16 protein-coding genes are annotated in these 18393 nt (G+C 57.9%); 9 read left to right on the top strand and 7 right to left on the bottom strand.

All coding sequences use genetic code 11. The features are described 5' to 3' along the window. The first annotated feature begins 218 nt into the window (after positions 1-218). From ICA15_RS13475 to ICA15_RS13460, 4 genes are read left to right on the top strand one after another with little or no spacing between them, the layout of a single operon-like run. Positions 219-1385: an SAVED domain-containing protein gene (locus tag ICA15_RS13475; RefSeq protein WP_042556862.1), complete on the top strand. Its 1167-nt coding sequence runs from the start codon at positions 219-221 to the stop codon at positions 1383-1385. Beyond that, positions 1386-2636: a nucleotidyltransferase gene (locus ICA15_RS13470; protein ID WP_047297384.1), complete on the top strand. Its 1251-nt coding sequence runs from the start codon at positions 1386-1388 to the stop codon at positions 2634-2636. Continuing rightward, positions 2620-4404 carry a ThiF family adenylyltransferase gene (locus ICA15_RS13465; protein WP_210553270.1) on the top strand — a complete coding sequence of 595 codons (1785 nt, stop codon included), beginning with the start codon at positions 2620-2622 and terminating at the stop codon, positions 4402-4404. The genes ICA15_RS13470 and ICA15_RS13465 overlap by 17 nt, the downstream gene beginning before the upstream one ends. After that, positions 4401-4883 (top strand): Mov34/MPN/PAD-1 family protein, encoded by a 483-nt coding sequence (locus ICA15_RS13460; protein ID WP_210553271.1) that lies wholly within the window; start codon positions 4401-4403, stop codon positions 4881-4883. Before ICA15_RS13465 ends, ICA15_RS13460 begins: the two co-directional genes overlap by 4 nt. A 28-nt stretch (positions 4884-4911) precedes the next feature. Here the strand turns inward: ICA15_RS13460 and ICA15_RS13455 are convergent, their stop codons facing one another. Next, positions 4912-5460: a 3'-5' exonuclease gene (locus ICA15_RS13455; RefSeq protein WP_210553272.1), complete on the bottom strand. Its 549-nt coding sequence runs from the start codon at positions 5458-5460 to the stop codon at positions 4912-4914. A gap of 230 nt (positions 5461-5690) precedes the next feature. Here ICA15_RS13455 and ICA15_RS13450 point away from each other — a divergent pair, with 230 nt between their 5' ends. The 5 genes from ICA15_RS13450 to ICA15_RS13425 all read left to right on the top strand — a co-directional run bounded on the left by ICA15_RS13450 (position 5691) and on the right by ICA15_RS13425 (position 11156). Further along, positions 5691-6329 (top strand): antitoxin Xre/MbcA/ParS toxin-binding domain-containing protein, encoded by a 639-nt coding sequence (locus ICA15_RS13450; protein WP_224450880.1) that lies wholly within the window; start codon positions 5691-5693, stop codon positions 6327-6329. 368 nt (positions 6330-6697) lie between these two features. After that, positions 6698-7090 (top strand): DUF6957 family protein, encoded by a 393-nt coding sequence (locus ICA15_RS13440; protein ID WP_210553273.1) that lies wholly within the window; start codon positions 6698-6700, stop codon positions 7088-7090. Positions 7091-7421: 331 nt separating this feature from the next. Continuing rightward, positions 7422-8348 carry a LysR family transcriptional regulator gene (locus ICA15_RS13435; RefSeq protein ID WP_210553274.1) on the top strand — a complete coding sequence of 309 codons (927 nt, stop codon included), beginning with the start codon at positions 7422-7424 and terminating at the stop codon, positions 8346-8348. A gap of 105 nt (positions 8349-8453) precedes the next feature. Beyond that, a complete protein-coding gene (locus tag ICA15_RS13430; protein ID WP_210553275.1) occupies positions 8454-9080 on the top strand; it encodes a glutathione S-transferase family protein in 627 nt (208 codons plus the stop codon). Positions 9081-9125: 45 nt separating this feature from the next. Next, on the top strand, positions 9126-11156 hold the full coding sequence (locus tag ICA15_RS13425; protein ID WP_210553276.1) for a pyridoxamine 5'-phosphate oxidase family protein: 2031 nt from the start codon (positions 9126-9128) through the stop codon (positions 11154-11156). 113 nt (positions 11157-11269) lie between these two features. On the opposite strand, the gene ICA15_RS13420 is transcribed toward ICA15_RS13425, so the two are convergent. From ICA15_RS13420 to ICA15_RS13395, 6 genes are read right to left on the bottom strand one after another with little or no spacing between them, the layout of a single operon-like run. Then, entirely contained in the window at positions 11270-12400 is a 1131-nt protein-coding gene (locus tag ICA15_RS13420; RefSeq protein WP_210553277.1) for a glycosyltransferase family 4 protein, read from the bottom strand. Further along, complete coding sequence (locus ICA15_RS13415) at positions 12401-13531, bottom strand: glycosyltransferase family 4 protein (RefSeq protein ID WP_210553278.1); 1131 nt, start codon at positions 13529-13531, stop codon at positions 12401-12403. Continuing rightward, positions 13515-14891 carry a glycosyltransferase family 4 protein gene (locus tag ICA15_RS13410; RefSeq protein ID WP_210553279.1) on the bottom strand — a complete coding sequence of 459 codons (1377 nt, stop codon included), beginning with the start codon at positions 14889-14891 and terminating at the stop codon, positions 13515-13517. Before ICA15_RS13410 ends, ICA15_RS13415 begins: the two co-directional genes overlap by 17 nt. Continuing rightward, a complete protein-coding gene (locus ICA15_RS13405) occupies positions 14888-16153 on the bottom strand; it encodes an ABC transporter ATP-binding protein (RefSeq protein WP_210553280.1) in 1266 nt (421 codons plus the stop codon). The genes ICA15_RS13410 and ICA15_RS13405 overlap by 4 nt, the downstream gene beginning before the upstream one ends. Beyond that, positions 16153-16950 carry an ABC transporter permease gene (locus ICA15_RS13400; protein ID WP_150603644.1) on the bottom strand — a complete coding sequence of 266 codons (798 nt, stop codon included), beginning with the start codon at positions 16948-16950 and terminating at the stop codon, positions 16153-16155. The genes ICA15_RS13405 and ICA15_RS13400 overlap by 1 nt, the downstream gene beginning before the upstream one ends. Beyond that, the gene (locus ICA15_RS13395) at positions 16951-18393 is read right to left on the bottom strand and encodes a mannose-1-phosphate guanylyltransferase/mannose-6-phosphate isomerase (RefSeq protein ID WP_150616954.1); all 1443 of its coding nucleotides are present in this window, start codon (positions 18391-18393) and stop codon (positions 16951-16953) included.

Below are 18393 nucleotides of genomic sequence, written 5' to 3'. Positions count from 1 at the left end.
ACATACGCTGTGGTCAGTGCCGTTACCCACCAGCACTTGCCAGAAAAACGAACGCTGCCCTACTGTGTTTCGATGAGCCACAAACAGCATCCTGCTCAAAGCCGACTCAGCATTCGTCACCCTCAGATCACTCTTGAAATCGAGGCGAATGACCTTAATATGATCTTATCTTGCCATCATCGTTTTCAATCATGGATGTTTCTCTGGGGTAGGTCGGAATGGCAGAACAAGAAGACGCTAAACCCGCAAGCGGGCGCTTCAACACAAATGATGAGACGAAGCGGATCGTATGGACACAGACCGCTGGTCATTGTGAACTGTGCGGCACGGATCTGACGTTCGATTATCGTGCCGGCAAGCCAATGAAATGGGGCGAAGTGGCGCATATCCTGCCCGCCAGTCCCAAAGGCCCTCGGGGACGCGCGGATCATGATGCTGAGGCGCACACAAACAATACCGCTAATCTGATGCTCCTGTGCCCAGGTTGTCATGACAAAATTGATCGTGACGCAGATGGGTATCCTGAAAATGATTTGAGTGGTTTACACCAAGCGTACCTGGAACGCATCCGGCTCGCGGCAACGACCCCCGATGGTGGCAGAGCCATTCCGCTCATCGTCCAGAGTCAGCATTTTCAGACGATCAACGATATCCCCGTTCGCGATCTGTTGACTGCGATGTCCGCCGAGGGATTAACCGCCTTCGATCAAGGCATCAAAATCACCTTCGCTGCGCCCGGACCACGTGGCAGGGACACTACCTATTGGCAGAACGTCAAAGACAGCGTCCAGTATGAGCTGGAGCAGCAACTCAAGCGTCGCGGCGGCACCTATGGCGACTCGCCTGCGCTAGCAGTAGTCGGCTTGGCCGACATTCCGGCTTTGATGATGTTGGGCCAGAGTATCGGCGACCGTTCCAAGCGCTTGATCTTCTCCTTTCACCGCGAGCATCTTTTGCGCTGGCCAGATCAGTCCGCTGAGCCGCCCGCTTTTTTGTTTACACCTCCCCCCGACGGCGACGGGCCACTGGCGCTTGTGCTCTCCATTTCTGCGCAAGTTCCAGTTCGCGACGTGGCCGAAGCTCTGCCCGGTGCACGTATTGCAGAGCTGTCGATCCCAGAGCCAAGCTATGCGATGGTACAAAACCGTCGGGTGATTCATGCCTTTCGTGACGCACTTCAAATACGACTGAGCCAGCTTGAGGCTCTGACTCCTGACCCTATCCACGTCTTCGCCGCCATTCCTGCGGCATTGGCCATCGAGTTTGGCGCGTTGCTCACAACACAGCATCAACATACATACCTGATCTTCGATCGGGACAAAGAAAACCAAGATCGGTTTACGCAAACACTGCAATTGGGCTTGGTGGCCCAGGAGGCTAGGTAAATGCTTTTGAGCAACGAACAGACCAAGCGCAGCAGTTGGGAATATTTTCTGCTTCGCGCTGCGCGGGAAATCTCGCTGTCGGAAGCGCAGTACGAAAAAATTAATGACCGCTACTCCCAACTGGAAAAAATCCTCTCGGCTTCCGACAACCCGCTGCTCGCTGAGGCCCATATCTTTGTGCAAGGCTCGATGCGGCTGAAAACGACCATCAAGCCAATCCCCGGCGCGCCTGCGGATCTGGACACCATTGATGCGGACGCGATTATCTGGCTCCCTCACGCTCAAGGCGCTAGTGCGAAGGAAGTTCTAGAAGCGATTGAGCAGCGTTTTAGGGAAGGCTCCCGCGTCCAAGAAGAAGTTAAGCAATTACGTCGTGGCATCCGGATCGTTTATGCCGACGAAAATCCAGGTTTCCACATCGATGTCACGCCTGCCCGCGCGATCAACGGAAATGGCGAAGCAAACGGCGAAGGTAAGCTGGAGGTTCCGGATCGGGTCACAGGGTGGAAAGCAAGCAGCCCTATCCCTTACTCGAATTGGTTGCAGGTTGCTTCTGCCCAAGAGATCTCTCTGGAAAGCTTGGTAGTTGCCAAAAGCCAGCGGATGCTTGATGCCGCGACACAAGATCCTTTGCCGCATTATCAGGATTACATCGATCAAGATCCCCTGCGTGCAACCATTAAGCTGCTCAAGCGGCATCGCGATGAATGGGCCATTAAGACAAGGAGCGCTGATACTCGCCCAATATCTGCGGTCATCACCACCCTGGCCACGCACGCATACCTGGATGTCGTAAAGGAGTCGCAGGCGAAGCCTCTGGCACCGCTCGATGCAATTTTGGAAATCGTTCGCAGGATGCCGCAGCACATCGGGCAGAGAGGTAGCGACTGCTATGTCTGCAACCCTGCCGATAACGGCGAAAACTTTGCAGAGAAGTGGAATCGACCGGGCGAGGGGCAAGGCTATCGCCAAGCATTTGCCAAATGGCATGCGGACGCCAGTGCATCTGTTTCATTGGGTTTGGAAAGTTTTGAATCCAACGATTCCTTTGCCGAGGCAGTGAAAAAGAATTTCGGTATTGCACCGGCATTCATTACGGCAGTGAACAATGAGATCCCTGCGAATTGGACTATGCCCGGCCGACCGGATGGCACTACTCGAAACTCTGCTTCGATGGGTTCGCTCTTCGGAGGGGCCAGCGGTGGCGGAACCTCTCAGTCGAGCGTAAAGCCAGTTGGACGCCTTGGCTGATCCTCTTAAGACGCCATTGCAGCGCGGAATCGCCGCGCTGCGAAATACCCTAGGTCAGGATGCAGCCGATGCATTGCTCCAGCTCGCACCCATGCGGGCTGACGAAGCGGCGTGCTTTCACTTCCCCTTGCCCATCGATTACACGGGGCAGGAGCGGCGTCTGCGTATTGGTTTCCCCTCCAACTTTCCCCGTGGACTCTTGCGGCTGAACGTCGAACCCTCTCCATGGCTGGTTTGGCCGCATGCCACCAAGTCGGGGCTTTGCCTTCATGGCTTTCAGGAACGCCCCATCATGGGCTCCCCAGAGGTCGTGGTAGAGGACAGCCTTGCTCGCTTGGCCCAGATTGTTTCGTTGTCCAAGATGGGATCAAGCCAGGCAACGCGCGATATCGAATTTCAGAATGAGATCACTACCTACTGGTCGTTTCAGCACGGTCAGTCATTCCAGAACCTCTTACTGTTGGATCGACCTCAGACTGCCTCGCAGTTGTTTGCGCTCAGCGATCCGCGCCGGGCTGTGCCATCCGGTCAGGAAACGGTTTGGTTAGCATCGAATGTAGCAGCACTCAAAGGGCATTACCGGCGGGTTGTCGGGCGCTCCGCTGTCATTCGCGCGGCCGAAACTCCCGGTTTTTACGTCAAGCTTCAGACTTATCCGGATATCCGCACCCCGGATCCAGAAGATTTATTGCTGTGGCTAAAGCCACACCTTCAACCTGACGATGCCGAGCAATTGCTGGCATGGTTTGAGCTGCATGGAACGTTGGCGAGTCGATGGATTGTTCTGGAGCTTCCAGGAGGGGCAGGTGCTCCAACATATTGTCTCAATGTGCGCTCGCTCGGCGTACAGCAGGAGCGGGGGGCAAAATTCGGCTTGCGTACAGCGCGCCGGCGGCCAGCTATCGCAAATGCACATCCTCCGGCACTTGTCCGCGCAACTGCCCTGGACGTGCTTGATCGAGCGTCCATTCTGTCCCGCGATATAAGTGGCACTGCACAGCACCTTGAAAATGCTCGAGTCGTTTGTGTTGGCGTTGGCTCATTAGGCAGTGCGGTGGCAATACAATTGGCACGATCCGGTGTCGGCCACCTTACCCTCATCGATCCTGACACTTTGGTGTCAGCCAATCTGGGGCGGCACGTTCTGGGAGCGGATAGCCTAGGGAGACTGAAAGCCTCAGCGTTGAGGGACAAGATTCTGTTAGATCTTCCGACGACAGAATGCACCGCTTATTCGACTTTCGCCGAAGTAGTTATGAGCAGCAAACCAGAAGTGTTCGATAACGCAGATCTTGTGGTGATTACGACAGCAGACTGGCAGTCGGAGGTCACTGTATGGCGAGCCAAATCCAGCGGCGTTTCTTGGGGACTTTTACAAGCCTGGAGCGAACCGTATACCCAGGTAGGCCACGCGCTATTCGCACCAGCCGGTACCTTTGATGGCCGTCATTTATTCACGGACATCGGCGATTTTCTTCATAAGTTTACAGAGTGGCCGGGAGGAGGTGTGGTTCCACTGCCGGCGTGTGGGGAGAGCTTTATTCCAGGCGGATCACTGGGGATGACCAATATTGCCTCTATGGTGTCGCACACGGCTTTACGCGCATTGACCGGCAACATTGCCACTGCATCTTGGGTCAGCAGTATCTACAGGCCTGAAGATGTGCCGAGCCTAGGAGGCCAATACCATGGGCCCAAACTGCCAGAGGGGGCGCAGCAACTCCTACTCGAGCGCGGATGGCCGGAGCCTAAGGATGAAATGGTATGACGGATATCGCTTGGCGCTGGAGATGGGCGGAGGTGGATTCCGAGCTATTGGTGTCGCAAGCTGTCGCGGACATCTTGGATAGTCATCGGCAGGGCCTTTTTGGCGTGGAGCGAGGGGGACAATTATTCGTCAACCCGGTTAATCCGAAAGGGTTGCTGCTGGCCTTGGCCACGTTGCCTCATCGCGCCGATCGGTCAGGCTGGTCTTGGCTAGAGCTGGATGCGGAGCGGTGCCGTCAGGAGATCCAGGCTGCCAACGAACAAGGGTTACGTCTGGTGGGCTATTGGCATACGCATCCCCAATCCGTTCCGGTGATCTCTCCGGCAGACATCGGAAGTTTCTCCAGATTTGCTGCACGTTACACGCAGGATCTGCCGCACCCAATAGCCGTTATCGTCGGCAAGTCCGAAAAACCAGAAGGTATCAAGGCATGGTCGTTCAGGGGCGGCAGATATGTTGAGGCAACCTGGGTCAGATGAGCTTCAAGTCCGTGCGGTGGGAGGCAGGTCAGCGTTTACCTTTACCCGCTAGCATTAGGGCGAAGAGCTCTGCCTGAAAGCGGGCATCATCCAACGCGTTATGGTTCGGTTCGCTGAGTGGCTTCAGCGCAGCGGTCATTTTGGATGATTTTGTTTCCTGCCAGCTGCAACCTACAGCTCCCATGAAGTAGGCCTTCATGTCGATAGCGGTAAAACCAAAGGGGTTGGTTTCCAAGTATTTGTGGAAGTAGTAGTTGACGAATGACCAGTCAAACGGTGCATTGAGTCCTACGAAAATGACCTTCTGCCCCGTTTGGCAGCATGATTTCAGCCATTCACCAAATGTCAGCATCGCCTGTTGCGGAGTAAGTCCCTCGCGCTCCAGCTTCTCCAGACTCAGCCCCGATACTGCCAGTGCTTCTGGGTCGTGTTTTGGACTGTCAGGTCGTAGTTCAAGATAGATGGACGTTGCAGGTTGGGCTACAAGACAGGCTCCAATGGAAAGCAGGCTGTATTCGCCTGGTATAGGCCCAGAAGTCTCGACGTCGACGGAAACATAAAGCTCATCAGGGGGCATGTCATATCCTTTTTCGTGTAGTTACCTGATTACGCTCAGGCTCTTAACCATGTGAAGGCGGAAAGGCAGGCAAAGTCATTGACCGATTTTTTTGATGTTTCACTCGCTATCCGGCGTTCGAGCAGCGGCAGTGCATTTCTATCAGCGGCTTGCGCGTTCCTTTGGTCAGCTCTGCGCCAGAGCATAATGATGTGTGTCATTCTCTGATGGCGGACGAGGGCCGGACGATCATGAGTGAAACTGAGCGTTGGATAGCCAAATGTCAGAATACTGAAGACGGTACTGGCGACATCATCATTGATCTGCCTCAAGAGTTGCTTGACCAAATGGGGTTAGGTATTGGGGACGACCTGGAGCTCACGGTAAAGAATGGCACATTAGTGCTGGCGCCCATGCACAACGCAACATCAATGCGGCCCGTGTTGGCTGCCGCCCTGCGTCAGGATGTTTATCATGCTTACCGCTCGCGTCTGGAGGCACTTCTTCATATCTCCGTCAATGCTTCGGATCTGGACATTCACGACATGATAGTAGCTGGCTTCTCGGTCAGCCTGATCAAAATGCTTTGTGATGATGGAACCCTCAGCGACGAAGAACGCGACAGAATCATTCAACCCAAAACGCTCAAAACAAAACTATCAGCCAATCAGCTTTTAACGTTGCATGAGAGCGATCGCCTGTTCCTGTTTGCACATATTACCGCCATGGCAGAGGTGATCTTCGGTGACAAAGGGAAGGCCAAACAATGGCTTTCCAAACCCAAAGCCCGTTTTTTGGGAGAAAGTCCATCGGCGATGGTCACTACAACCTTTGGCACACATCTAGTCGAAGAAATGCTGATTCAAGTGTCTGAGGGCATGTCATTTTGATTCAGCCGCAGCCTAACGGCTTCTGCCGCTCTTTGAGTAACATGGATTTCATGCGCCTATACCGGCGTCGCCTTCCCGAATACGGCATGCACGGGCATCCATGAAGCACTGGGCTTCACCCACATCGGCACCTACCGCGAGGTAAGGTTCAAGCGCGGCAATGGCATAGCTGGGTACTGGCGCAAACCACTTTAATCGGTGACAGCTCGATAGAAATCATCCCGTTCAGTGAGATGCAGGGAGAAGACGGAACAGCCATGAGATCACCCTGCTGCTATCCGTCGGCATCGGAACCTGGTGATCCGCTGGGAGCTAAGCTGAATGGTGCTTCTCGTTCGAATCGGTTTTTTGATCGGCAGGAGGTACAAATGAATTTCGCAGATTATGTTTCAGTGCTTTCTGCGGGTGAGAAAATAGATGGTTGCCAACTCACCACCTCAGATGCTGTGGATCTCGCTAGTCTGCATTTTCCTTCCAGTGCCTGTTGTCTTGTTGCTGATTGGGCAATATTTGATCTCGACATTACACCGCGTCAGCGAAAAGCCATTACGGATAGACAGCTAATACCTGCTCTCGTTTACGCTTTGACTGTTATCCAAGACAGTAAAGGCCGCTTCCCGCCTGGTGATTGGGTCCGAACAACGCTGGGTGTTTCCTTCACCCATGACTGCTTATTTCAAACAAAAAACACAGTTTATGTGCTGATGGGGACCGGTAGAAGGTTGCGCACGCATTTAGACATCGCACTGAGCCTGTGCTGAAAAAACGCTATTTCCGCACAGGTGAGTGACCGGTCGCGCTCACATAGTATTTCTGCCTGAATGAACACTCTCGCTGTTGTGTCAATCTATGTTGTTACCAATCGAGCCCCGTATTTGAAGTACGACCTGTCTGTGTCAATCTATGTTGCTGTTGTCTTACCCCGAATCATCCTACAGACCCCGATTTACGGGAGGGGCTGTGTCAAACTATGTTGTTGGTAACCAGCCGGAAAGATCGCAGCCTTCGGCAGCTCCTACATGGGGAATCATGTTTCACCTGTAGGAGCTGCCGGAGGCTGCGATCTTTTGCTTTTGAATCGAGGTCTTCGCCATGGATCGCTTCCAGGAAATGCAGGTCTTCGCCGCTGTCGCCCAAGACCAGGGCTTCTCCGCAGCCGCGCGACGCTTGGGTTTGTCGGCTGCCAGCGTCACCCGTGCCGTTGCTGCATTGGAGCAGCGAATCGGCACGCAGTTGCTGATCCGTACCACGCGCAGCGTGCACCTTAGCGAAGCGGGTCAGCGGTACCTGGAGGACTGTCGGAGAATTCTTGCCGAGGTGCAGGAAGCCGAGGATTCGGCTGCAGGCAGTCACGCCGAGCCTCGTGGGCAACTGACGGTGACGGCGCCGGTGTTGTTCGGCGAGTTGTTTGTCACACCGGTGATGGCCGGATATCTCACGCAGTATCCGGACGTTTCGATCAACGCGTTGTTGGTCGATCGGGTAGTGAGCATGGTCGAGGAGGGGGTCGATGTGGCGGTGCGCATCGGTGAGCTGCCGGACAGTAATCAGCATGCGATTCGGGTGGGTGAGGTCAGACGCGTCGTCTGTGGTTCGCCGCAATATCTGACCGAGCATGGTCGACCGCAGCATCCTCAAGCGTTGAATGGATTGTCCGTCGTGGCCACAGCAGCCACCGGCCAGATGCGCAACTGGCCATTCCTTGAGGGTGGTCAACCGCTGATCGTGCGCCCCGAGCCGCGGTTGGTGGTCACCGCCAATCAGGCGGCGATCAGTGCCGCGTGTCTCGGCCTGGGGCTGACGCGGGTGCTTTCCTATCAGGTGGCGAACAAAGTGGCGGCAGGTGAACTTGAGATCGTCCTGGCCGACTTCGAACTGCCGCCGCTGCCGATTCATGTGGTGTATCAGGGCGGGCGCAAAGCGCCGACGCGGGTGCGCAGCTTTGTTGATTTCACGGTGAACGCGCTGCGTGAGCATCCGTCGCTGAAGAACGCAGCGTTATTGCATGAGATGAAATAATCGATTGCGAATGCTGGTGATTCTGTTGCTTTGCAGATAGGTGGAAGATGGCTCCCATCAGCGCTGCCAACCCTCAGGTGGTGCGGTCATCCAGTGGAGTCGACCATGCAACCGATCAAGTTTTACAACTTCCCGCGTTCCGGCCACGCCCATCGGGTGGAACTGATGCTGTCGCTGCTGCAATTGCCGACCGAGACCATTCTGGTCGATCTGGCGAAGGGCGAGCACAAGCAGCCTGCGTATCTGGCAATCAACAGTTTTGGTCAGGTCCCGGCCATTGATGACAACGGCGTGATACTGGCGGATTCCAACGCGATTCTGGTGTATCTGGCGCAGAAGTACGGCAAAGGTCGTTGGTTGCCGAGCGATCCGGTAGGTGCTGCGCGGGTACAGCGCTGGTTGTCGGTCGCGGCCGGGCCGATTGCATTTGGCCCGGCGGCAGCGCGACTGATCACGGTGTTCGGGGCCAAACTGAACGCTGAAGAACTGATCACGCGCGCCCACAACCTGCTCACGGTCATGGACACTGAGCTGGAGAAAACCGCGTATCTGGCAGGTGATGAACCGACCATCGCCGACATTTCGGCCTACAGCTATATCGCCCACGCTCCGGAAGGCAATGTCTCGCTGGACGACTACGGCAATGTTCGCGCCTGGCTGGCCCGGGTCGAAGCGCTGCCCGGTTTCGTCGGCATGCCGCGCACCGTCGCCGGTCTGCAAACCGCAGTCTGATTCCCGCAATCCACGTTGCGCCGAGGGCGCAGGGGAGAGGTCGTGATGGAGCGTTCACCGTGGCACGCTGGCGAGCAACAGTTACAGGCCCATGTCGGCGTTGCCGAACGCATGGAGGCTTTCGGGCGTAAGGTGATTCGCACCTGGATGCCGGACCAGCACCGTGAGTTCTATCAGCAACTTCCCTTCATGCTGTACGGCGCGGTCGATGCCGAGGGTCGTCCGTGGGCCAGCGTGCTCGAAGGCGCGCCGGGGTTTGCCCATTCGCCCGATGCTGAGCATCTGCGTTTTACGACGTTGCCCGCTGGAGATGATCCGGCGCAGTTGCGCAACGGCGAGCCCATCGGTTTGCTCGGAATTGAACTGCATACGCGGCGGCGCAATCGCCTCAACGGCCATGTCGGTGATCTAGGCGTTAACGGTTTCGATGTGAGCGTCGATCAAGCCTTCGGCAACTGTCCGCAATATATTCAACTGCGCCAGTTCCAGCGTGTGCCACTGAGTGATCCGCAGACGCGCCCACCTCAGCATCTCGACAGTCTCGATGATGCCGCCACGGCCCTGATCGAAGGCGCCGATACATTCTTTGTCGCCAGTTATGTCGATACCGAAGGCGGACGTTCGGTGGACGTTTCCCATCGCGGCGGTCAGCCCGGGTTCGTCCGGGTGGAAGGCAATCGTCTGACCATCCCGGATTTTGCCGGCAATCTGCACTTCAACACCCTCGGCAATCTACTGCTCAACCCCCAGGCGGGCTTGCTGTTCATCGACTTTTCCACAGGCGATCTGCTGCAACTTAGCGGGCGTACCGAAATTATCCTGGAAGGGCCGCAGATCGAGGCGTTTCAGGGCGCCGAACGGTTGTGGACATTCGAGGTGGAGAAACTGGTGCGACGTCCGGCGGCGCTGGCCTTGCGCTGGCGCTTCGACGGCATGTCGCCCACCAGTCTGTTGACCGGAAACTGGGCGCAAGCCGATGCGCGTTTGCAGGCGCAAGCCCTGAGTAACCAATGGCGGCCGTTGCGCGTGGCGAAGATCGAAATGGAAAGCCACAGCATCCGCTCGATTTATCTGGAGCCAGACGATGGCGCCGGTTTGCCGGTGTTTCTTGCGGGCCAGCATTTGCCTGTGCGATTTACCCTCGACGGCGAGGTGCACATCCGCACGTATAGCCTGTCGAGTGCGCCATCGGATGGTTTTTATCGGATCAGTGTGAAGCGCGAAGGTCGCGTGTCGACCCATCTGCACGAGCAGATCCAGGTGGGTGATGTAGTGGAGGCGCGGGCGCCTCAGGGGCATTTCACCGTGGCGCCGCTGGAGCGACGGCCACTGGTGTTGTTGGCCGCCGGGGTCGGCATTACGCCGCTGCTGTCGATGCTGCGCGAGGTGGTTTATCAAGGCTTGCGCACGCGGCGGATTCGTCCGACGTGGTTGCTGCAAAGTTCACGCAGCCTGGCAGATCAACCTTTTCGCAAGGAACTGGATCGCTTGTTGGAAAGCGCTGGCGATGCAGTGCGGGTCCTGCGGTTGCTCAGCCAGCCGGAAGCGGACGCACACGAGGGCGAGGATTTCGACCTGCGCGGGCGGATCGACGGCGCGGTATTGAGGGATCTGTTGGAGGTCGAGGACTACGATCAAATCGATTTCGTGGTCTGTGGGCCCGGCGGTTTTACCCAAGGACTGTACGACGGCTTGCGTGAGCTGGATGTGCGCGACGCGCAGATTCACGCCGAAACGTTCGGCCCTTCTACACTCAAGCGTCGCGCCGATCCGGATGCAATTGTCATTGAACAACCGCCCGCAGCCACCACATCCGTGCCGGTGGTGTTCGAACGTTCGGCCAAGGAAGCGCGTTGGCAACCGGATGGCAGCAGTTTGCTGGAGCTGGCGGAAAGTCGCGGATTGCGCCCCGAGTTCAGTTGCCGCGGCGGTTCGTGTGGTACCTGCAAGACACGGCTGGTCAGCGGCGCGGTGAATTATCCACAGCCACCGGCTGAAGTGCCGGAGGCGGGGCATGTGCTGATTTGTTGTGCGGTGCCGGCGCAGAGTGAGCAGCCGCTGATCCTTGACCTTTAACCCCTATCCCCGTGTAGGAGCTGCCGAAGGCTGCGATCTTTTGATTCTGCTTTTCAAGATCAAAAGATCGCAGCCTTCGGCAGCTCCTACAGGGGATTGGTGGCCGATAGGGATCAGGCATAGGACAGAGATTTTTCTTCCAGCAGCTCTTGGTACAACTCTGTCCATTTGCGGCCCATTTCATCGGCTGTGAACAACTGCCGGTAACGGGCTTCGGCCTTGACGCCCATTGCTGCTGCGCGATCGGGGTTTTCCCACAAGGTGCGCATGGCTTCGCGGAACGCCTGTGGATTACTTGGCGGTACGACCAGCCCGGTCTCGTTGTGGATATTGATGTAGCTGGTGCCGGTACCGATCTCGCTGGAGATCATTGGTTTGCCATACATCGCGCCCTCGAGCAGCGAGATGCCGAACGCTTCCGAGCGCAGATGCGATGGGAAAACAATGGCGTAGCTCAATTGCAGCAGCGCGACTTTGTCTTCATCTCCCAGACGCCCAAGGAAGTGAATGTTGCGCAGACCCAACGCGGCGGCCTGGGCGTGCAGCGCTTGTTCCAGCGGACCCGCGCCGACGATGACCACCGGATAATCCACGTCCTTCATGGCATCCAGCAGGATGTGCAGTCCTTTGTAATAGCGCATGACCCCGACGAAGAGGAAAAACTTATCCCCAAGCTGCTGGCGCCAGCGGTTGATTCGTTCGTTATCAGGCTGTGGATAACCTGCCTTGTTCAAGCCATAGGGAATTACTCGGGTCTTGTCTTGAAACTGTTGCAACACATCACTGGTGTGCAGGTAGTTCGGCGAGGCCGCGACAATTCGGTCGGCGCTGGCGAGAAAGCGGTTCATCAGCGGCCGATAGAGTTTAAGCAGGTGCTTCTGGCGGATGATGTCCGAGTGGTAGGTGACCACGCTCGGTTTGTTCATGCCGCTGGCAAAGTGCACCAGGTCCATGAAGGGCCACGGGAAATGGTAATTGACCACGTCGGCCTCGGCCGCCATCTCGCGAAACTGTTTGAACACGCTCCAGGAAAATCCCGTGGAGGCGAACTGAATATCGAGTTTTGCCCGATGCACTTCGTGTTGACCCAGCTTCACCACGGGGGGACTCGGGTCAGCGCTGAGGGTCAACACTTGCCCGTCGATGCCGTGCTGGGCGCCGCTTTCGCACAGTTGGAAGATTACTTGTTCGATGCCGCCGACCGAATCAGGCAGGTACGTCTTGAAGAAATGAAGAACGCGCATTCAACCTCCCATGGCCTGGCGGTAGGCACCGGTCGTGGCCTGTGCGCAACGCTGCCAGGAAAAAAGCCGGGCCTGCTGCAAGCCGGCTTCCCGGCATGCCTGCCAATGTATTTGATCGTCGATCAGTCGGCTCATCGCATCGCGCAAGCCGTCTGCATCGTCGGCGTCGATATAGTTGCCGGCAGCCCCCGCCACTTCCGGCATTGCCGAAGAGCGAGTGATCACCACCGGCGTGCCGCTGGCCATCGCCTCCAGTACCGGCAGGCCGAAGCCTTCATACAGCGAAGGAAAAATCAGTGCCCGAGCGCCGGCCAGTAGTTGCGCCACTTGCTCATCAGGCAGGTAGCCGAGCAGGCAAACATTTCCACTGGCCAACGCCAGGCGCAGCTCGTCACTGAACTGCTCACGCTGCCAACCGGCCATGCCGACGATCAACAGCGGAAAGCGTTCGCGCACTGCTTCCGGCAGCAGGGCATGGGCGCGCAACGCCAGGCTCAGGTTCTTGCGTGGCTCCAGCGTGCCGACACACAGGAAATACTCGCGAGCCTGCACGGCATGCGCCTTGAGTACCGCGCTGATCGTGTCGGCTTCGCGTGGATGAAACCGCTCGGCGACGCCCAGTGGCGCCACAACAAAACGCTCGGCGGGCAGTCCGAAATAGTCTTGCGCCTCGTCGGCAATTGCCTGTGAGTCAGTCAGAATCACCTGCGCTTGCTCGACACCAAGTGCCAGCCGTCGCTCGATTTCCTTGAGCCGTGCCGACGGCTGAGTCTCGGGAAAATGCAGATGCGTCAGATCGTGCAGGGTGATCACCGTCGGGCCGTCGAAAGCCAGCGGCCACAGACTGGGCTCGTGATACAGGTCGATGCCTTGCGCGCGGCCCTGATCGAAGCGCTTTTGCTCCATCCAGCGCCGTGCCTGATAGGCTCCGGGAATCTGCCGCAGCAGTGGCGTCAAACGCGAATAACCGGGCATTGCCGCTTCCGGTAGCGCCGAACTCCAGCCCCAGCCATGAAACAGCGTCACTTCAACGTCGGGTTCGCTGCGCAAGGCGTTGACCAGTTCGGCGACGTAGTGGCCGATGCCGGTGCGCGGTCCCTGCAGAATCCGGGCGTTAAGAGCAATGCGCATGCTGGCTCTCCGGGGTTGCCGGCGAAGGATGCAAATTGCGCTCGATGCGTTCAACCAGTTGCGCACTCGCTTCGCGCCAGCTCAGCCAGCGCCACTGTCCCAGGCTCAGCGGTGCGGGAAAGACCTGGCTGCGTTCCATGTCGGTGATCAGGTGGGTCAGGCTCTGCGGGTTGGCCAAGTCGAAATACGCCATGTAATCGCCGCCGATCTCGCGAAACACCGGGATATCACTGGCCATCGCCGGTAACCCGCGTTGCATCGCTTCCACCAGTGGCAGACCGAACCCTTCGACGTAGGACGGGAAAACCAGCGCCGTCGCATGGGAGTAGGCGTGTTCGAGGCTCTTGTCCGAGAGTGTGTTGTACATGAACAGGCGGCGGTTCAGCTCGGGATGCCGGCGGATGCGTTCGATCAACGCTTCGCACTTCCAGCCGATCTTGCCGACGATGCATAACCGCGCTTTGGACCCCGTGGCCCAGGCGCGCTCGAAGGCATCGAGCAGGTAAGCGTGGTTTTTGCGCGGCTCGATGGTGCTGACCATGAGGAACACCGGCTCCGCTGTTTTGAACATATGCAACAAGCCCTGATCGACTTTGGTATCGGCGTCGCTCAAGTCCAGTTCCGAGCCGAGGTGGAAATAATCGAACCAGCGCTGTGCGACCTGTTGCGAACCGATGCGCCGCAGCATTTCCTCGCGCACCTGATCGCGGATGGTCGTCGAAATTGCCACATAGCCGTCCGCTGTGCGGGCGATCCAGTCGAACCAGTCATTGAACACTTTGACCAGCCCGGCATCGCAGAACTGCGGATGGGTCAGCGGGATCAGGTCATAGATCACCGAAACGATACCGACCCCGTCACGCTTGAGTTGCTCGGCCAGAGGAAAAAAATTGGCGTGCCAGGATGAATCGAGCAGTACCAGTTGATCGCCGGCCCGATGCTGTAACGGCACGCAGCGCTCGGGGATTTGCTTGCCCTTGAGGGCTCGCTCCAGCAGGCGCATCGGCAGGCTGAAACAGGCGAAAGCGCTCAGCCGGCAACCGACGTACAACACGCGGCGAGCGAAATGCGATTGGTTGAACGGGTGGCGGCGCTCCAATGCACGGTGGCGCAACCAGAAACCATTGGCCCATTGCTCGAGTTTCACCCTCAGACCGATCAGATCCAGCTTTGGCGATTTAAGTGGCGCCAGGCTCTTAACCTGATACAGACCACCACCGATCATCACCACCGGAATGCATTCAACGTTCTCGTCGGCGGCCGGCAATTGCTGGATGACGTTGCGGACCACGCGCTGAATACCCGAGTTGGCGTTTGGGTGTTCGAAGACGTAAGTGCATTCCACCAACAATCGCGTCATCGCGAGCTCTCCGTATCAGGCGTTGGCGTGAGGTTTTTACTGATGCGAGTGATTTCGGTGTGCGCTTGCAGCCAGGCGCAGCCGACGAAGTCTTCCTGACGGTTGTTGATCACATGGAAGATCAAGCCGTAGTCGCGCCACTCGAAGTTGCGATCCAGGTGTGAATCCAGCCGCGACAGGCTCAGCGCCACCGAATAACTGCCCTTGCCCAGGCGCATGTCAAAGGCGAAGCGGAACGTTACGCGATCACCTGCACTGAGCTCGACGACCGGTTTGTCGAGGCGATGGGTATTGATCCCGTAAATCGCCTGGCCCAGGCGATCCTTGATCATGAAGCCGAGAATCAGCCGTTCGATGTCTTCACGTACTTCTGTCTGAACTTCCAGCACCACGGGTTGGCCGACTTCCGCCACTTCGAGGCTGCGCCCCTGCGCATCGAGCAGGCGCACGCTGATGATTGCGGCTTCGCCAGTGCCGGAAATGGTTTGTACCTGGCCGTTGGCGAGCATCTCCTGACGGACGATCTGGCCTTCGCGCTGGGCGAGCATGGCGTTGTAGTAGTCCATGACTTCTTCGGGCTTGCCGCGCATGGCCAGGCGCCCGTTTTCCAGAAGGATCGCGGTATCGCAGATCGACTGGATGGCCGAGCGGTCGTGGGAAACAATCAGCAGCGTGGTGCCGGCCTTGCGGAAGCTGCGGATGCGCTCGAAGCTTTTGTGCTGGAAATAGGCATCGCCGACCGACAGCGCTTCGTCGACGATAAGGATGTCCGGGCGCCGCGCAGTGGCGACACTGAACGCCAGACGCATCTGCATGCCGCTGGAGTAGGTGCGCACCGGCTGATCGATGGCTTCGCCGATTTCGGCAAAACTTTCGATTTGCGGCATTAATGCGTCGATCTCTTCAACCTGCATCCCCAGCAACTGGCCGGCCATGAAAGCGTTCTGGCGACCGGTAAAGTCGGGGTGGAAACCCATGCCCAGTTCCAGCAGCGCGGCGACCCGACCTTGCAACTGGATCTGTCCGCGGGTCGGTTGAGTGGTGCCGGTGATCATTTTCAGCAGGGTGCTTTTGCCCGCGCCGTTGACGCCGACAATGCCCACGGCTTCGCCGGGCTGAATCTCGAAATCAACGTCCTGCAAGACCCAGTGCAAGTGATGCCGGGGCCGGGAAAACGGCACCAGCCATTCAAACAACCGGCTCCAGCGATTGGGGTACTGTTTGTAGGCCTTGGCCAGGCCACTGACGCGTATGTGCCCCATCAGAGTTCATCCACCATTTCACCAACCCGTTGGCGGAACAGATGCAGCGCCATGGCGCAGAGCACGAGTCCGATGATCAGCAACGGCGTCAGGGAGGACCAGTCCGGCCATTGGTTGTAGAGGAATACATTCTGGTAACTGGTCATCAACGCCGTCATCGGGTTGAGGCTGATCACGTGCTGGATGCCCGGCGGCAGGATCGACAGCGGATACACGATCGGTGTCAGCCAGAACCAGAATTGCAGGCAGATGCCGAACATTTGCCCGACATCGCGAAAGAACACGTTGAGAATGCCCAGCAGCATGCCGAGTCCGGCGGCGAAGACCACTTGCAGAATCAACAGCGGTATCAGCGCCAGCAAGGCCATGCCGGGCAGGCGTCCGCTGATCAGCAGAAAGCCGAAAAACAGCCCAAGAATAATCGCGAAGTTAATGCCGGCATTGAGTAGCGCAATGACTGGCAGGCAAATACGCGGGAAGCTGATTTTCTTCAGCAGGTTGGCGTTTTCCAGAAACATGCTCTGGCTGCGCGTAGTGATTTCGGCGAACAGGCCCCAGGTCAGCAGGCCGGCGCAGAGGTAGACGCTGTAGGCCAGGCCATCGTCCACCCCGGGCAGGCGGGCGCGCATGATCTGGGAAAAGATCACCGTGTAGACGATGATCATCGACAGCGGATTGAGTACGGTCCACAGCGCACCAAACAGCGAGTTGCGATACCGCGCTTGAAACTCTCGCTTGACGCTACCGAGGATGAATCCACGGTAGCTGCGCAGCGAGCGGTACAGGGAAAGCAGCATTCAAACCGTCCTGCCGTATTGGTCTTCGAAGCGGACGATGTCGTCCTCTCCCAGGTATTCGCCGCTTTGCACTTCGATGATCACCAGGTCGATCACGCCGGGGTTTTCCAGGCGATGCTTGTGGCCGGCGGCAATGAAGGTTGATTCGTTCTTGGCCACCAGCGTCGTGCCGCTGCCGTTATTGGTAACCTTGGCCATGCCTTCGACCACCACCCAGTGTTCGTTGCGGTGATGGTGCATTTGCAGGGACAGCTTGGCGCCGGGTTTGACCACGATGCGCTTGATCTTGAAGCGCGGGCCTTCCTCGAGCACGGTGTAGGTGCCCCAGGGGCGGCTGACCGTACGATGCAGGCGATAGGCTTCGTGGGATTTGTCCTTGAGCTGCTTGGCAACGCGCCGTACATCCTGCGCGCGGTCAGCGTGGGCAATCAGCACGGCATCGGCGGTGTCGACCACGATCAGGTTATCCACACCCACGGCGGCCACCAGCCGACCTTCGCTCTGGACGAAGTTGTTGTGGCTGTCGATGAAAATCGCTTCGCCGCTGGCGCGGTTGTTGTCGGCATCGGCCGGCACCAGTGCAGCCACGGCGTTCCACGAACCGATATCACTCCAGTCGAAACCGGCGGGCACCACCACGACTTTTTCCGAGCGCTCCATCAGCGCGTAGTCGATGGAGATGTCGGTAATTTCAGCGAACAGCGCCGGCGACAATTCCTGCTGCAGGCAGCCAACGGTTTCCACCGGGGCACTGGCAGCCATGCAGGCGCGGGTCTGCTCCAGCAGTTGCGGTGCGTGCAGTTGCAGTTCGGCAATCACCGTCGCGGTGGTGAAGCAGAACATGCCCGAATTCCACAGGAAGTTGCCGCTCTCCAGATAATGCGTGGCCGTTTGCAGGTCAGGTTTTTCCACGAAGCGCTGCACTTTGGCCGCGCCTCTGGCGTCCAGTGGCGCACCGGTTTCGATGTAGCCGAAGCCGGTTTCCGGGGCTGTCGGGATCACGCCGAAGGTCACCAGATACCCGTCTTTCGCCAGATTGACGGCGTGCTCGACCGCACTTTTCAGCGCGTCCTGATTGACGATCAAATGGTCGGCCGGCATCACCACCATGATCGCGTCATCGCCATGCAAGGCTTGCAGCGACAACGCCGCCGCAGCGATGGCCGGAGCCGTGTTACGCCCGGTCGGCTCCAGCAGGAAGTGCCCGCGATGGCGCGACACGTGGGCGGCGCAGTAGTGATCCTTGCTCTGGAAGTAGTACTCGCGGTTGGTCACCGTGACGATGTCGCCCCAACCGTCGAGCAACGCTGCCGCACGCTGGTAAGTCTTGCCCAGCAGCGACTCACCGTCGGGCAGGGTCATGAACGGCTTGGGATGGCCCTCGCGGGACACCGGCCACAAACGGGTGCCGGCACCGCCGGACAGAATCACGGGGATCAGCAT

Origin of the sequence: Pseudomonas sp. P116 (assembly GCF_020149425.1) — a bacterium.
GTDB lineage: Bacteria > Pseudomonadota > Gammaproteobacteria > Pseudomonadales > Pseudomonadaceae > Aquipseudomonas > Aquipseudomonas anatoliensis.
Note: the sequence above shows the minus strand (reverse complement) of the source record. Positions and strands in the feature narration are given on the sequence as shown.

Bases quoted from the DNA above. Each gene is read 5' to 3' on its own strand.
- ICA15_RS13450 (WP_224450880.1), top strand. From the start codon at position 5,691: ATGAGTGAAACTGAGCGTTGGATAGCCAAATGTCAGAATACTGAAGAC.
- ICA15_RS13460 (WP_210553271.1), top strand. From the start codon at position 4,401: ATGACGGATATCGCTTGGCGCTGGAGATGGGCGGAGGTGGATTCCGAG.
- ICA15_RS13400 (WP_150603644.1), bottom strand. From the start codon at position 16,950: ATGCTGCTTTCCCTGTACCGCTCGCTGCGCAGCTACCGTGGATTCATC.
- ICA15_RS13475 (WP_042556862.1), top strand. From the start codon at position 219: ATGGCAGAACAAGAAGACGCTAAACCCGCAAGCGGGCGCTTCAACACA.
- ICA15_RS13405 (WP_210553280.1), bottom strand. From the start codon at position 16,153: ATGGGGCACATACGCGTCAGTGGCCTGGCCAAGGCCTACAAACAGTAC.
- ICA15_RS13425 (WP_210553276.1), top strand. From the start codon at position 9,126: ATGGAGCGTTCACCGTGGCACGCTGGCGAGCAACAGTTACAGGCCCAT.
- ICA15_RS13435 (WP_210553274.1), top strand. From the start codon at position 7,422: ATGGATCGCTTCCAGGAAATGCAGGTCTTCGCCGCTGTCGCCCAAGAC.
- ICA15_RS13415 (WP_210553278.1), bottom strand. From the start codon at position 13,531: ATGCGCATTGCTCTTAACGCCCGGATTCTGCAGGGACCGCGCACCGGC.
- ICA15_RS13420 (WP_210553277.1), bottom strand. From the start codon at position 12,400: ATGCGCGTTCTTCATTTCTTCAAGACGTACCTGCCTGATTCGGTCGGC.
- ICA15_RS13410 (WP_210553279.1), bottom strand. From the start codon at position 14,891: ATGACGCGATTGTTGGTGGAATGCACTTACGTCTTCGAACACCCAAAC.
- ICA15_RS13395 (WP_150616954.1), bottom strand. From the start codon at position 18,393: ATGCTGATCCCCGTGATTCTGTCCGGCGGTGCCGGCACCCGTTTGTGG.
- ICA15_RS13470 (WP_047297384.1), top strand. From the start codon at position 1,386: ATGCTTTTGAGCAACGAACAGACCAAGCGCAGCAGTTGGGAATATTTT.
- ICA15_RS13455 (WP_210553272.1), bottom strand. From the start codon at position 5,460: ATGCCCCCTGATGAGCTTTATGTTTCCGTCGACGTCGAGACTTCTGGG.
- ICA15_RS13430 (WP_210553275.1), top strand. From the start codon at position 8,454: ATGCAACCGATCAAGTTTTACAACTTCCCGCGTTCCGGCCACGCCCAT.
- ICA15_RS13440 (WP_210553273.1), top strand. From the start codon at position 6,698: ATGAATTTCGCAGATTATGTTTCAGTGCTTTCTGCGGGTGAGAAAATA.